We start from the raw sequence: 13,724 nt of genomic DNA, 5'->3' as shown, positions 1-13,724 counted from the left end.
CTAGTCCCATTCCAGGCCGCCACGACGCCATACATAGGCGTAGGCGACGAAGACGGTGAGCGCGAAGAGGAGCATCTCGACGAGCCCGAATAGCCCCAGGGCGTCGAAGGTGACGGCCCAGGGATAGAGGAAGACGATCTCGATGTCGAAGACGATGAAGAGCATCGCCGTCAGGTAGTACTTGATCGGGAAGCGACCGCCTCCGGCCGGTGTCGGCGTCGGTTCGATTCCGCACTCGTACGCCTCGAGCTTGGCCCGGTTGTAGCGCCTGGGCCCGACGAGGGCGGCCATGACGACGGAGAAGATCGCAAAGCCTGCCCCGAGGGCTCCCAGTACGAGGATGGGCGCGTAAGCGTTCACCGTCCTCGCTCCCTTCAGTCGACGATGACTGGATGGCGGTCCGCTCGGGCCCTTTGAATCGCCCCGTAGAGATCGTGCGTATGTGAGGCAGTTCACAAGCCCGAGCCGCCTGCATCTTATGCCCGCTGGTCTGTGATCTGCGACACGGGGGTGAACAACGCCTTTGTGATCTCCACCACCCGGCGAAGGATCATGAAGTCGGATGAGCGGTGATCTTCATACGTGAAGCGCGCGAGTGATCACGAGAGGTGACAATTTCCTGGGTTACCGCTGGTCAGGCCCGTTTGGCCAATATCAAGTGGTAGCCCTGGCAGGCAAATTGGCGCTGGGCACCCTCAACTGCTATAGGGGGCGCGGCCGTCGACGCGGCGCGGCCGTGACCCGGTCGTGATCGTCGGTACGTGCCTCCGTTCACGAGCGACCCCGCGGCGCCGGATCACGGGAACATAACGGACACTCAAGAGTGACCTATCCCACGCGATTTCGGGGGCTAAGTCCTTGACGCCCGGGAAGCCTTGGCGTGGCGCGTGAAGAAGTGGTAAGCGCCTTGTGAGCCCGCACCGAGCAGCAAATGCCGTGCGTAGGAACATGATCGCGAAATACGGACATCCCGCCGACGACTCGACCGGCGGCCAAAAGTCCCTTTTGTTCGTCGCGTACGCGTCAAGTGTGGCGCACTGCACCTTTCTTGGCAGCAACCTGGGGCGCCTGATAGCCGTTATTGCCATGTCCCCGAACGCACTCATACCCAGCCACCGGAAGCCCCGCCGCCCTTCCGCGTCCTCCCGGGCGCTGCGCGCGGGCGTGACCGGTGGCTTCCTCACCCTCGCGGTGACCGGCGCGACCGTGCCGGCGAACGCCGCGGAAAAGCCCGTCTCCGAAACGCAGGAGATGCCGACGATCACGACGGCGCTGGCCACCAGCGCCGCCAGGAGCGCCGACACCGCCGAGCAGGTCGCGTTCAACTACGAGCGGCAGGCGCTCCAGGACACTGCCCTCTCGCAGGCCGCCAAGGCCGCTGAGAAGCACAAGGCCGAGGCCGTGAAGAAGGCCAAGGCCGAGGCCAAGAAGAAGGCCGAGGAGGCGCGCAAGGCCAAGGAGGCCGCGCAGGCCCGGGCTTCGCGCTCCGCCGAGCGGACCACGCTGTCCGCCCCGTCGTCCGCCACCGGCTCCACCGCCACGCTCGTCGCCTTCCTCAAGGCCCAGCTCGGCAAGGCGTACGTGCTCGGCTCCAGCGGCCCCTCGTCGTACGACTGCTCCGGCCTGACCCAGGCCGCGTTCAGCCAGATCGGCATCGACCTGCCGCGCGTCTCGCAGGACCAGTCCACCGCCGGCACCCAGGTCGGCCTGGACAACCTCCAGGTCGGCGACCTCCTTTACTGGGGCAGCGCGGGCAGCGCCTACCACGTCGGCGTCTACGTCGGTGGCGGCAAGTTCATCGGCGCCCAGAACCCGAGCACCGGCATCGTCGAGCGTCCGCTCAGCTACGACATGCCGACCGGTGCGGTGCGCGTCCTGTAGGACCACCGCCTCTTCGGTTCCGCACGAAGGACCGCCCTCCCGCCGCCCGGGAGAGGCGGTCCTTCGCCGTAGCCCGCCGGCCCACGGAACGGAGCCGGTGGTTACCAGCCCGCTCCCGCCGGCTGCCTGGTGGTCGCGTTGAGGCGGTTGAAGAGGTTGGTGACGCCGATCGTCAGGATGATCGCCGCCAACTGCCGCTCGTCGAAGTGGTCGGCGGCCGCGTCCCAGACGGCGTCCGGCACCGGGTCGGAGCTGTCCGCGAGGCGGGTGGACGCCTCGGTCAGCGCCAGGGCGGCGCGCTCGGCGTCCGTGAAGTAGGGCGCCTCCCGCCAGGCGGCCACCGCGAAGAGCTTGTCGTCGCTGACGCCCGCCTTACGGGCGTTCTTGACGCCGCCGTCGACGCAGTAGCTGCAGCCGTTGATCTGGCTGGCCCGCAGGTGCACCAGCTCCAGCGTCTCCTCCGGCACCCCGGCCTTACGGGTGGCCTTGACCACGTCGAGAAGGGGCTGCATGGCCTCGGGAAGGACCACTGCGGGGTTCTTCATGCGTGCTTCCATCACTGCTCTCCTCATCAGGATCTCGTCGTTACCGCACTGACGGATCCCGGCCGGAGAGTGTGACGGGACGGGGCGAGGTTTTTTCGGCCGGCGGCCGGCGGCCCGCTGCCGGGACCGGCGCCGGCGCGGGTCCCCCCGCCGGCGCCGGCCGGGGCGTCACGAGCGCGGGGCCACCTTGCTCAGCCCGTTGATGATCCGGTCCATCGCGTCGCCGCCCGTGGGGTCGGTGAGGTTGGCGAGCATCTTGAGGGTGAAGCGCATCAGCAGCGGGTGGGTCAGACCGCGCTGGGTGGCGATCTGCATGACCTTGGGGTTGCCGATCAGCTTCACGAAGGCGCGGCCCAGCGAGTAGTAGCCCCCGTAGGTGTCCTTGAGGATCTTCGGGTAGCGCTGCAGGGCCAGCTCGCGCTGGGCGTACGTGGCGCGGGCGTGCGCCTGCACGATGACCTCGGCGGCGATCGCGCCGGACTCCATCGCGTAGGCGATGCCCTCACCGTTGAACGGGTTGACCAGGCCGCCCGCGTCACCCACCAGCAGCAGGCCCCTGGTGTAGTGCGGCTGGCGGTTGAAGGCCATCGGCAGCGCGGCACCGCGGATCGGTCCGGTCATGTTCTCCGGCGTGTAGCCCCAGTCCTCCGGCATGGACGCGCACCACGCCTTGAGGATCTCGCGCCAGTCCAGTTCCCGGAACGCGGAGCTGGAGTTGAGGATGCCGAGGCCGACGTTGCTCGTGCCGTCGCCCATGCCGAAGATCCAGCCGTAGCCCGGCAGCAGCCGGTCCTGGGCGCCGCGCCGGTCCCACAACTCCAGCCAGGACTCCAGGTAGTCGTCGTCGTGCCGGGGCGAGGTGAAGTACGTACGGACCGCGACGCCCATGGGCCGGTCCTCGCGGCGGTGCAGCCCCATCGCCAGCGACAGCCGGGTGGAGTTGCCGTCCGCGGCGACGACGAGCGGGGCGTGGAAGGTGACCGGGGTCTTCTCCTCGCCGAGCTTGGCGTGCACACCGGTGATCCGGCCGGTCAGCTCGTCGATGACGGGCGCGCCCACGTTGCAGCGCTCGTACAGCCGCGCCCCGGCCTTCTGCGCCTGCCGGGCCAGCTGCTCGTCGAAGTCGTCACGCTTGCGCACCAGGCCGTAGTCCGGGAACGAGGCCAGTTCCGGCCAATCCAGCTGGAGCCGGGAGCCGCCGCCGATGATCCGCAGGCCCTTGTTGCGCAGCCAGCCGGCTTCCTCGGAGATGTCGATGCCCATCGCGACCAGCTGCTTGGTCGCGCGCGGCGTCAGGCCGTCGCCGCAGACCTTCTCGCGCGGAAACGCGGTCTTCTCCAGAAGGAGGACGTCCAGGCCGGACTTGGCGAGGTGGTAGGCGGTGGCCGAGCCGGCCGGCCCGGCACCGACGACGATCACGTCCGCGGTGCGCTCCGAGGAGGCGGTGCTCCCGGAACCGGCCCGCGAGCCGGTCACCGACGCGGGCTCGGACACGGATGCGGACTCGGACGCAGGCGCGGACTCGGTCACGGCGTGGTCTCCCGGAAGTCGATATCTGGATATCTGGGTGCCGACCGGCACCGGGCATGTGCAGTCTATGGGGGCCTTGGTGATCAGAACCTGAAGGGTTGTCCCATGAAGACCGCGAAGCCCGCCACCGCGCCCCCCGCATCCCCCGTGCCGCCCGCCGTCGAACTGCGGGTCCCCACCGACGAGGACGCCCTGAACTGGCACCGGGTCTTCAACGACCCCGAGGTGATGGAGTACCACGGCGGCTCCCCCGCCGAACTCTCGGTCTACGAGGAGCTCACCGCACGCCAGCGCCGGCACCACGCGGAGCTGGGCTTCTGCCTGTACACCCTGCTGGACCCGGCGGACGGCGCGGTCATCGGCTTCACCGGCGCCCAGCCGTGGCCGCGCGACTGGGGCCCGGCCGGCGAGATCGAGATCGGCTGGCGGCTGGGCCGGGCGTACTGGGGCCGCGGGTACGCCACCGCCGCGGCGGAGGCGGCACTCGCGGCCGTACGGGCGGCCGGCGTCCGCCACGTCGTCGCGGTGGTGGACACCCGCAACGAGCGGTCGATCGCGGTGACCCGGCGTCTGGGCATGCGGCCGGCCGAGACGGTGATCCCCCCGGGGGAGAACCGGACGGCCTGCTGCCACCGGCTGGAGCTGTGAGCGGGCCGCCCGTGCCGTACCCGGTCAGTCCACGTCCGTGGCGCTCACCGACCAGGTGGCCAGCGCCGTGCTGAAGACCTGGTCGGCGGCCGGGGCGTACAGCGCCTCCGGGCACTCGTAATAGATGCTGTACTCGGTGCCGTCGGCGGCGACGTACGCCTGGTCGACAGCGTGCACGGTGTCCCCCGCGTCATTGACGTAGGTGAACTCCCAGCGGGCCCCCGGGCGGTCCTGGAAGGTGTTCTTCCGCATCTCCACCCGCTGGTAGTCGACCCGCTTCCTGGCGCCCCGCTCCATGCCGAGGAAGTTCTCGTACGACGACTGCGGCGCGGCGGCGATGACGCCGACGCGCAGGTACTGCTCGCCGACCGGCGCCCGGTAGTCGGTCTGGGTGCCCTTCGGCGAGCGCTGCCAGTCGCTCCGCACGGCGAGCGAGAAGCCGTTGGGGTCGTACCTCCGGACGAAGCCGGCGGGCAGGGCGGCGGCCGGGCCACCGGTCGGGCCGCCACTCGGCTCCCCGACCGGGGCGCCCGTCGGGTTCCCGGTCGGGGAGCCGGTCGGGTTCCCGGTCGGGGAGCCGGTCGGGTTCCCGGTCGTGGTGGCCGTGGGGGACGCGTCCGCTGACGGGCCGGGGCCGGGCGCCCGGGTGGTGGCCCCGGACGGTGTGCCGGCCCGGTCGGCGCGGTGACCGCTGCCGCCGCGGTCCCCGACGTACAGCGCGGCGGCGGTGGCGACTCCGCCGGCCAGGAAGGCGGCCAGCCCGATCGCCACCCACTTCAGCACCCGGCGCGAGGGCCGGGCCGAGCCGGACGGGGCGGCCGGTGTGACGTCCGGGACCAGCGCCGGGAGATCCGGGGCGGTGGGGGTCGCCGGGACGGCCGGCGTGGCCGCGCCGGCAGCCTGCCGCAGCCGCCCGCACCCCATGCAGAAACGCGCCTCGGGCGGCGCGGAGGAACCACAGTCCGGGCAGAACGACGGCAAGACGGACTCCGGAGGGTCAAGGGCAGAGCGAACGGCTGCCGCGGCTGAATGTACGTACAGACACCACTGCTGCACACACGGTTCCCGCCGGCCGGCCCCCGCTGCTCCTTCTCAACCCGGGCGTCCGCCACCGGCGCCGTCCCCCGACGGCGCCGCCGTTCACTCCCCGAGCGGCTTCGTCCCCCGGTGCAGCGCCACGATCCCACCGGTGAGGTTGCGCCAGGCGACCTTGCGCCAGCCCGCGGTCTGCATCCGGGCGGCGAGCTCGGGCTGGTTGGGCCAGGTGCGGATGGACTCCGCGAGGTAGACGTACGCGTCCGGGTTGCTGCTCACCGCGCGGGCGACCGGCGGCAGCGCGCGCATCAGGTACTCGGTGTACACGGTCCGGAAGGGCGCCCAGGTCGGCTCGCTGAACTCGCAGATCACGACCCGGCCGCCGGGCTTGGTGACCCGGTGGAGCTCGGCCAGCGCCGCGTCGGTGTCCTGGATGTTGCGCAGCCCGAACGAGATGGTGACGGCGTCGAAGACCCCGTCCGCGAACGGCAGCCGGGTCCCGTCCCCCGCGGTGAACGGCAGCCACGGGTGCCGCTTCTTGCCCTCCCGCAGCATGCCGACGGAGAAGTCGCACGGCACGACGTACGCACCGGTGCGGGCGAACGGCAGGGAGGAGGTGCCGGTGCCGGCCGCGAGGTCGAGCACCCGCTCGGCGGGCCGCGCGGCCACCGCGCGGTCCACCTCCTTGCGCCACAACCGCGCCTGCCCCAGGGAGAGCACGTCGTTGGTGAGGTCGTACCGCGCCGCCACGTCGTCGAACATCGCGGCGACTTCGTGCGGCTGCTTGTCCAGGGATGCTCGGGTCACCCGGCCATTGTCCACCGTGGGCGGCCGGCGCCCGCACCGGGCATGCGCCGACCCGCCGCCCGGTGGTCCGGGGGTCAGTGGCGGCGGTGGACGAGGCGGCCGGCCACGACGGTGGCCAGGGCGGTGCCGTCGTCGGCGACGATCGCGAAGGTGGCCGGGCCGCCGACGGTCAGCGGCCGCGGGTCCGGGCCGGGCCGTTCCGGGAGGCCGGAGCGCTGGACGGCCGTACGGACCGCGGGACGGGTGAACGGGCCGGTCAGTGAGGTCGTGCCGGCCGCCAGCAGACGCTGCAGTCCGCGGCGGGCGCTGGCGCCCCAGCGGGACTCGGGCATGCCCGCCTCACTGTCCCCGAGGGCGGCGAGCGCCGCGCCGGTGAGCGGCTCGCTGCCCAGTGCGCCGGCCTCGCGCGGGTCGGGGTGGTAGGCGGCCTCCAGCAGCGCCGCGCCGTCGGGTTCGTGCCGGCCGGGGGTGACGATGCCGTCCCACTCACGGACCCGGGCCCGGCCGCCCGGAGCTCCCGGCTCGGCGGCGGCCGTCACGCCGTACGCCGCCGCCAGCTCCTCGTACGGGCCGATGGCGGCGAGGCGGGTGCCGTCGACGACGACCGCGTGCCCGGGGACCGACGGGCCGTCCGGCGCCACCCGGACCCCCCGCACGCGGTGAAGTGTCAGCACCCGGCGCCTACTTGGCCTCGACGAGCTTCAGCTCCGGGTGGGCGGTGCCGCCCTCGATGGCGGTCGAGGAGAAGTGCGAGACGACCTTGTCGTCGACCGGGTCGTTGGCCGGGTCGTCGTGCACGACCAGGTGCTCGTACGTCGTCGCGCGCTGCGCCGGGACCCGGCCCGCCTTGCGGATCAGGTCGATGATCTCCATGCGGTTGGAGCGGTGCCTGGCGCCGGCCGAGGAGACCACGTTCTCCTCCAGCATGATCGAGCCGAGGTCGTCCGCGCCGTAGTGCAGCGACAGCTGGCCGATCTCCTTGCCGGTGGTCAGCCAGGAGCCCTGGATGTGGGCGACGTTGTCGAGGAAGATCCGCGCGATGGCGATCATGCGGAGGTACTCGAAGAGCGTGGCCTGCGTTTGGCCCTTCAGGTGGTTGTTCTCCGGCTGGTAGGTGTACGGGATGAACGCGCGGAAGCCGCCCGTCCGGTCCTGCACGTCACGGATCATCCGCAGGTGCTCGATCCGCTCGGCGTTGGTCTCGCCCGTGCCCATCAGCATCGTGGAGGTGGATTCGACGCCCAGCCGGTGGGCCGCCTCCATGATTTCCAGCCAGCGCTCGCCGGACTCCTTCAGCGGCGCGATGGCCTTGCGGGGGCGGGCCGGGAGGAGTTCGGCACCCGCGCCCGCGAAGGAGTCGAGGCCGGCGGCGTGGATCCGCTGGATCGCCTCCTCCACCGACACCCCGGAGATCCGGGCCATGTGCTCGATCTCGGACGCGCCGAGGGAGTGGATGACCAGCTGCGGGAACGCCTTCTTGATGGCCGAGAAGTGCTTCTCGTAGTACTCGACGCCGTAGTCCGGGTGGTGGCCGCCCTGGAACATGATCTGCGTGCCGCCCAGTTCGACGGTCTCCGCGCAGCGGCGCAGGATGTCGTCGAGGTCGCGGGTCCAGCCCTTGGCGGTGTCCTTGGGCGCGGCGTAGAAGGCGCAGAACTTGCAGGCCGTCACGCACACGTTGGTGTAGTTGATGTTGCGCTCGATGATGTACGTCGCGATGTGCTCGGTACCGGCGTACCGGCGGCGGCGTACGGCGTCGGCGGCCTTGCCCAGCGCGTGCAGCGGCGCGGAGCGGTACAGGTCGAGCGCCTCCTCCGGCGTGATGCGACCGCCCTGCGCGGCGCGGTCGAGTACGGACTGGAGGTCGGCGTTCTCGGTCACCGGGGCGTCCCTTTCGCAGGCGGGCATCACGACTGAACCAGCCTACGTCAGCCCTCCGACAGCCTCGCTGGCGGCCGGGCCGGGCCGGCGGAGCGCTGACGCGGGCGGCCCCGGAGCCCGCTCAGCGCTTCGTGAGGGTGGCCTTCGGCGCGCCGCCCGCGGGGTCTGCGGAGGCGAACGCGAGCGAGCCGCCGTCCTTGGTGAGCGTGTACGTCACGCGGGAGGTGTTGCCGGTGCAGCCGGGCCCCTGCCGGCCGTCCGGCCGCTCGACGAGCACCAGGCGACGCGCGGTGGCCGACTCCAGCTTCGCCTTCGCCTCGCAGCGCACCAGCACCGCGTCGTAGGTGGTGCGGATGACGTAGTCGCCCTTGCCGCCGGCCGTGATGGTGCTGGTCATCGTGCCGTTGGGGATGCCGTGCGAGGTGGTGACGCTGCCCGTCCAGGTGCCGAGGAAGGGCTTGCGGACGACGGGCCGGCCGCCGGGGACGGAGGGCCGGGCCGACGGCGTACGGTCGCCCGGCGGCTCGGCGCCCGCCTGGTCCCGGGAGGCGCTGCCGCCCAGCCCCGGCAGCAGCTGGAAGACGAACGCCGCGGTCGTCGCGGCGGCCAGCGCACCGGCCACCGAGAGCACCAGCGTGCAGCTCACCCGCCGTGGGCGGGCCGCGCCCCCGGCGGCACCGGACAGCGCGATCCGCCGCTCCTTCGGGGCGGTCAGCGGGGGCGCCCCGGTGGGCAGATCGGCGACACGGGCGGCGGTGGGCGGGTGGCCGGCACCGGTCGTTCCGGCGACGGGCCAGGGGGCACCCGGCGGCACCGCCCCCTCCGCCGAGTGGACCTGCGCCGGGGCGTCGAACGGCACCAGCCCCGAGGCCGCTTCACCACCGGCCCCCGCACCGCGGCCCGCCCCGTACGAAGGGTCCGGCGGCCCGAACTCCCCTGCCCCGCCCGCCGCGTCGAGGTTCAGCAGCTCCACCGCCTGACGGGTGACGCGTTCCACGAGGGGGCCGGGCAGCCAGCCGGCCCGTACCAGGCCGGCCGCGCCGCCGTCCCCCGCGAGGCGGGCCGCCAGCTCGGCCGGCGCCGGGCGGTGCGCGGGGTCCTTGGCGAGGCAGGCGGTCACCAACTCCCGCAGCCCGCCGGTGAGCCGGGTGCCGAGTTCGGGTTCCTCGTGGACGACCTTGTAGAGCAGGGCGGCGGACGAGTCGCCGCGGAACGGGCTGCTGCCGGTCGCCGCGAAGGCCAGCACCGCGCCGAGCGAGAACACGTCGGCGGCGCCCGCGGCGCCCTTGCCGAGGATCTGCTCGGGCGCCATGTAGCCGGGTGAGCCCACCGACACCCCGGTGGAGGTGAGCGACGCGGTGCCGTCCGTGGCCCGGGCGATCCCGAAGTCGATCAGCAGTGGCCCGTCGAGGGTCAGCAGCACGTTGGACGGCTTGACGTCCCGGTGCACCAGCCCGAGCGCGTGCACCGCCGCCAGCGCCTCGGCCAGTCCCGCACCGAGGGTCCTGACGGAGTGTTCGGTCAGCGGCTCGGCGTCGGTGACGGCCTGGGCGAGCGAGGGTCCGGCGACGTAGCCGGTGGCGACCCACGGAACAGCGGCGTCCGGATCGGCGTCCAGTACGGGCGCGGTCCAGGCGCCGCCCACCTTGCGGGCCGCCTCGATCTCCCGCCGGAAGCGGGCCCGGAACTGGTCGTCGACGGCGAAGTGCGCGTGGACGGCCTTGACGGCGACCGTGCGGCCACCGGCGCTGCGCCCGAGGAAGACCCGGCCCATCCCGCCCGCGCCGAGCCGGCCGAGCAGCCGGTACCCGCCCAGAACCCGTGGGTCGTCCGCTGCCAGCGGCTCCATGGCGCCTCCCCCTCGATACCCCGCGCCCAGCTTATGACCCATGTCATGCCGGGCTCCCTGAACCCGTCAGCTGCCTTTCCCCTCAAACAGGAGGTAACCGACCATCCCGCCCCCAGGACCCGCCCGGAGAGAACCGGAGAGAACCCGTGCCCGTGTCCCACCCCGAGCGAAGGAGACGGGCCCGCCTCCTCGGCGCGGTCCTCGCGGCCCTGGGGCTCGCCCTCTTCCCCGTCGTCAAATACGGGAACGTCTTCCCCGACACCGGGCGGCCGATGGCTTTCGGCCGGCCGCTCGCGGGCCACCCGCAGGCCCCGTTCCGTATGGCGAGCACCCTCGCCGACGGCACCAGGATCGGCGTCACCACGCTCCACGGGAAGAAGTCCGGCTTCACCGGCAAGGTGTGGGCCTGGGCGCCGCCGGAGTACTACCAGGAGCGCTACCGGGACAGCGCGTTCCCGGTGCTGATCGCGCTGCCCGGCGGCCGCGGCTACCCCTCGAACTACTGGAACCGCCCCCGCCTCGGGCTGCAACAGGCCGTCACCGACCTGGCCGCGCTGGGCCGCAGCAAGCCGTTCGTCCTCGTCATGCCGCAGCTCAACCCCGACCCGCGCCACTACTACGACGGCAGCGACATACCGGGCCACCCGAAGATCGGCACCTGGCTGTCCGACGACGTCCCCGACCTGGTCAGAGCCACCTTCCGGACGTTCGCCAGCCGCGACGGCTGGGCCCTCATGGGGTCCTCGTCCGGCGGTTTCGTCGGCCTCAAGACGGTGCTGCAGTACCCGGACCGCTTCCGGGCGGTGATCGCCAGCGGGCCGGACCTCCGGCCGGACTCGCCCCTCTGGCGGGGCCACGAGCGGGAGAGGCGCGCGAACGACCCCGAGCGCCTCGCCGCGCGACTGTCCGCCCGCGCCGGCGCCCCGCCCGTGCACCTCCAGTTCCAGATAGGGACGGAGGAACGCGGCCGGGCCGGCCTGGAGCGCTTCATCCGCTGCTACGCCAAGGGGCCCGTCACGGCCTCCCTGCACGTCATCCAGGGCGGCGGCCACAACGCCAAGGGCTACGTCAGGGGCATGCGGGAGGCGAGCCTGGAGGCGATCGGCAAGGTGCTGCGCGGCCCGGCCCCCGAGGACCGCCCGGACCGCACGTACACCGCCGGGCCGCGGGCCGGGACCGCCGACCGGCACCCCGGCCCGCGGCTCAGGCCCTGACCGCGGCGCCCTACGGGGTGAGCAGATCGACCTTCACGTCGGCCGGGAACCCGGTGGTCGGCCCGACCCGCCGGGCGAACTCGGTGACGCCGCGCAGCTGCTCGGCCCCGAAGCGGAAGTCCAGCGTGGTGAAGTACCGCTCCAGCACCGGCTCGTCGAAGGTCTCCCAGCGCGCCGCCTGTTCGGCGACCTTGGAGACCTCCTCCAGGGACAGGTCGCGGGAGGCGAGGAACGCCTCGTGCACCTTCCGCACCACGGCCGGCTCGCGCTCCAGGTAGTCGCGCCGGGCCGCCCAGACGGCGAAGACGAAGGGTAGCCCGGTCCACTCCTTCCACATCTGGCCGAGGTCGTGGACCTCCAGGCCCAGCCGCGGCCCGTCGTGCAGATTGGCGCGCAGCGCGGCGTCGCCGATCAGCACCGCCGCGTCCGCCTCCTGCATCATCAGGCCGAGGTCCGGCGGGCAGGTGTAGTAGTCCGGCCGCACACCGACCTTCTCGGCCAGCAGCAGCTGCGCCAGCCGGACGGACGTGCGCGAGGTCGAGCCGAGCGCGACCCGGGCGCCGTCGAGCTGGTCGAGCGGCTTCTGCGAGACGATCACGCAGGACATCACCGGGCCGTCGCAGCCCACCGCGAGGTCCGGGAAGGCGACCAGGTCGTCGGCGGCGCGCAGGAATTCCACGAGCGTGACCGGCGCGATGTCGAGCTCGCCGCGGATCAGCTGTTCGCTGAGCTTCTCGGGCGTGTCCTTGCTGAGGTCCAGATCGAGCAGGGTGCCCGTACGGGCGAGGCCCCAGTAAAGGGGCAGGCAGTTCAGGAACTGGATGTGGCCCACTCGCGGCCGGCTGCGACGGTGATCGGCGTCGGCTCCTGCGGGTGCGTCTCCGAAGGTTGAATTGTCCACATGCGGAGGCTAGACCTGCCGCACTCGCCCCGCCGCGGCGGGGCAACCTATGGACGTTAGTGCTGACGGTTAAACGTGATCTTTGGCTCTTCCGCCTCACGAGTCCACCATGCTAGGCTCAGCGCAAGTTGCAGTTTGGTTTCCCTTGCAGTACAGAGCCTGCGGAGCATGTAACCCGCAGGCTTTTGTAGTTTTCAGACTTGTTTGCAGGTTCTGGAGCAGGGCAACCCTTTGGCCCAAGGAGGGCTTATGGCTACCGGAACCGTCAAGTGGTTCAACGCTGAAAAGGGCTTCGGCTTCATCGCCCAGGACGGCGGCGGCCCGGATGTCTTCGTCCACTACTCCGCGATCAACGCCTCCGGCTTCCGCTCCCTCGAGGAGAACCAGCAGGTGAACTTCGACGTCACCCAGGGGCCGAAGGGCCCGCAGGCGGAGAACGTGACCCCGCAGTAAGTTGCCCGGCCCGGAATCTTTCCGAGTCGCACCAAAGTAGTACCCAAGGAGCCTCGCTCCGCCACTCAGGTGGCGAGCGGGGCTCCTGCCTTTTGTTTCCCCGCGCCGCCTTTGCAGGTGCACCGACTCCGGGCGGCTTGAACGACGGTGGCATGAACTCTTGCCGACGGGCGGATTAAGAGCGTTTTCGGCCACCTCCGCGCCCCCTCTCCGCACGAACTCCCCCGCTTTCTCCGGCGCGGAAAGAATGCCGGCGGGTAACGGCACCGGCCGGGTACGGAACCGGCCGGAGGACGGGCCCCGGGAGCAGGCCGGGCCGGCCGTACGGGCCGCGGCGGCGGCCGGTACGGCCCGCACTCCGCGCCCGCGCCCGCCCCGGTAAACCTGCCCGGAGCACGTATCGAAGCGATCACGGAAAGTGGTCACATGGCGACATGACGCGGCCTACCGTGGGCAGAATGAGCGAGCACTTGCCCCCGCAGAAGCCCTGCCCCGATTGCGGCGGCAGAGGAACCGTGGACTGGGAGACGCCGGCCGGCGACGAGGTCACGACGCTGTGCTCCGGGTGCGGTGGCACCGGCACCGTCCTGGCGTAAGAGGAGGCAGAGGCGACGTGGCAGCGTTGAGCAAGAACGGGAAGCCGGTCGGCCTGGAAGCGGAGTACGTCGGCAAACTGCCGTGCTCCACCTGCGGAATACGGTCGATGAAGCTGCCCGGACGGCAGGGCGGGCTGTGCATCCCCTGCTACGCCGAGGAGTGCGCGGCCGCGGGACGACGCGCGGCGACGGCCGGCACCTGGGTCGCGGCGAGCTTCGTCGGCGACCCGTGCCTGGCGTGCGGCTCCCGGTCCGTCGACGCCAACGGCTGGGCCTTCTGGTGCAACTCCTGCGAGATGCAGACGGCGGTGGCCCTGCCTCCCCGGTAGCCGCCGCTTTTGGTTGCCCTGTCTACCAGCGGATCCGTGGGTAGCGTGGAAATCA

At 71.9% G+C, this 13,724-nt stretch carries 15 protein-coding genes; 6 read left to right on the top strand and 9 right to left on the bottom strand.

The genetic code is table 11. From position 1 onward, the window contains the following. Positions 1–360, bottom strand: coding sequence for an NADH-quinone oxidoreductase subunit A (locus SL103_RS01845; RefSeq protein ID WP_033271392.1), 360 nt, complete (start codon positions 358–360; stop codon positions 1–3). Positions 361–1,086: 726 nt separating this feature from the next. Here SL103_RS01845 and SL103_RS01840 point away from each other — a divergent pair. Next, entirely contained in the window at positions 1,087–1,881 is a 795-nt protein-coding gene (locus tag SL103_RS01840; RefSeq protein WP_069567015.1) for a C40 family peptidase, read from the top strand. 101 nt (positions 1,882–1,982) lie between these two features. Here the strand turns inward: SL103_RS01840 and SL103_RS01835 are convergent, their stop codons facing one another. Further along, positions 1,983–2,438, bottom strand: a complete 456-nt coding sequence (locus tag SL103_RS01835; RefSeq protein ID WP_069567014.1) for a carboxymuconolactone decarboxylase family protein — start codon at positions 2,436–2,438, stop codon at positions 1,983–1,985. 156 nt (positions 2,439–2,594) lie between these two features. After that, complete coding sequence (locus tag SL103_RS01830) at positions 2,595–3,920, bottom strand: geranylgeranyl reductase family protein (protein WP_069573285.1); 1,326 nt, start codon at positions 3,918–3,920, stop codon at positions 2,595–2,597. A gap of 141 nt (positions 3,921–4,061) precedes the next feature. Here SL103_RS01830 and SL103_RS01825 point away from each other — a divergent pair, with 141 nt between their 5' ends. Beyond that, a complete protein-coding gene (locus tag SL103_RS01825) occupies positions 4,062–4,604 on the top strand; it encodes a GNAT family N-acetyltransferase (protein WP_069567013.1) in 543 nt (180 codons plus the stop codon). 24 nt (positions 4,605–4,628) lie between these two features. Here SL103_RS01825 and SL103_RS39140 read toward each other — a convergent pair whose 3' ends face one another. The 5 genes from SL103_RS39140 to SL103_RS01800 form a co-directional block, all read right to left on the bottom strand. Beyond that, on the bottom strand, positions 4,629–5,585 hold the full coding sequence (locus SL103_RS39140; RefSeq protein WP_279631128.1) for a hypothetical protein: 957 nt from the start codon (positions 5,583–5,585) through the stop codon (positions 4,629–4,631). A 159-nt stretch (positions 5,586–5,744) separates the two neighbouring features. Further along, positions 5,745–6,446 (bottom strand): demethylmenaquinone methyltransferase, encoded by a 702-nt coding sequence (locus SL103_RS01815; protein WP_069567011.1) that lies wholly within the window; start codon positions 6,444–6,446, stop codon positions 5,745–5,747. A gap of 74 nt (positions 6,447–6,520) precedes the next feature. Beyond that, a complete protein-coding gene (locus SL103_RS01810) occupies positions 6,521–7,120 on the bottom strand; it encodes an imidazolonepropionase-like domain-containing protein (RefSeq protein ID WP_069567010.1) in 600 nt (199 codons plus the stop codon). Between the two features lie 7 nt (positions 7,121–7,127). Then, positions 7,128–8,327 (bottom strand): cyclic dehypoxanthinyl futalosine synthase, encoded by a 1,200-nt coding sequence (mqnC, locus tag SL103_RS01805; protein ID WP_069567009.1) that lies wholly within the window; start codon positions 8,325–8,327, stop codon positions 7,128–7,130. 121 nt (positions 8,328–8,448) lie between these two features. After that, positions 8,449–10,176, bottom strand: a complete 1,728-nt coding sequence (locus SL103_RS01800) for a serine/threonine-protein kinase (protein ID WP_069567008.1) — start codon at positions 10,174–10,176, stop codon at positions 8,449–8,451. Positions 10,177–10,322: 146 nt separating this feature from the next. Between SL103_RS01800 and SL103_RS01795 the strand changes: the two genes are divergently transcribed. After that, entirely contained in the window at positions 10,323–11,390 is a 1,068-nt protein-coding gene (locus SL103_RS01795) for an alpha/beta hydrolase (protein WP_069567007.1), read from the top strand. 10 nt (positions 11,391–11,400) lie between these two features. On the opposite strand, the gene SL103_RS01790 is transcribed toward SL103_RS01795, so the two are convergent. Next, the gene (locus tag SL103_RS01790; RefSeq protein ID WP_069567006.1) at positions 11,401–12,291 is read right to left on the bottom strand and encodes a menaquinone biosynthetic enzyme MqnA/MqnD family protein; all 891 of its coding nucleotides are present in this window, start codon (positions 12,289–12,291) and stop codon (positions 11,401–11,403) included. A 249-nt stretch (positions 12,292–12,540) separates the two neighbouring features. On the opposite strand from SL103_RS01790, the gene SL103_RS01785 reads away from it, so the two are divergent. The 3 genes from SL103_RS01785 (at position 12,541) to SL103_RS01780 (ending at position 13,669) form a co-directional block, all read left to right on the top strand. Then, positions 12,541–12,744: a cold-shock protein gene (locus tag SL103_RS01785; RefSeq protein ID WP_069567005.1), complete on the top strand. Its 204-nt coding sequence runs from the start codon at positions 12,541–12,543 to the stop codon at positions 12,742–12,744. Between the two features lie 458 nt (positions 12,745–13,202). Continuing rightward, on the top strand, positions 13,203–13,340 hold the full coding sequence (locus SL103_RS37605) for a hypothetical protein (RefSeq protein ID WP_158541807.1): 138 nt from the start codon (positions 13,203–13,205) through the stop codon (positions 13,338–13,340). A gap of 17 nt (positions 13,341–13,357) precedes the next feature. Then, complete coding sequence (locus SL103_RS01780) at positions 13,358–13,669, top strand: hypothetical protein (protein ID WP_069567004.1); 312 nt, start codon at positions 13,358–13,360, stop codon at positions 13,667–13,669. The last annotated feature ends 55 nt before the right edge of the window (positions 13,670–13,724 follow it).

Source organism: Streptomyces lydicus, assembly GCF_001729485.1.
GTDB lineage: Bacteria > Actinomycetota > Actinomycetes > Streptomycetales > Streptomycetaceae > Streptomyces > Streptomyces lydicus_D.
The sequence above is the reverse complement of the archived record's forward strand: the minus strand, read 5'-3'. Positions and strand labels throughout refer to the sequence as shown.

Excerpts from the sequence above, each read along its gene's own strand:
- SL103_RS01840 (WP_069567015.1), top strand. The coding sequence starts at position 1,087 with ATGTCCCCGAACGCACTCATACCCAGCCACCGGAAGCCCCGCCGCCCT.
- SL103_RS01835 (WP_069567014.1), bottom strand. The coding sequence starts at position 2,438 with ATGGAAGCACGCATGAAGAACCCCGCAGTGGTCCTTCCCGAGGCCATG.
- SL103_RS01825 (WP_069567013.1), top strand. The coding sequence starts at position 4,062 with ATGAAGACCGCGAAGCCCGCCACCGCGCCCCCCGCATCCCCCGTGCCG.
- SL103_RS01800 (WP_069567008.1), bottom strand. The coding sequence starts at position 10,176 with ATGGAGCCGCTGGCAGCGGACGACCCACGGGTTCTGGGCGGGTACCGG.
- SL103_RS01785 (WP_069567005.1), top strand. The coding sequence starts at position 12,541 with ATGGCTACCGGAACCGTCAAGTGGTTCAACGCTGAAAAGGGCTTCGGC.
- SL103_RS37605 (WP_158541807.1), top strand. The coding sequence starts at position 13,203 with ATGAGCGAGCACTTGCCCCCGCAGAAGCCCTGCCCCGATTGCGGCGGC.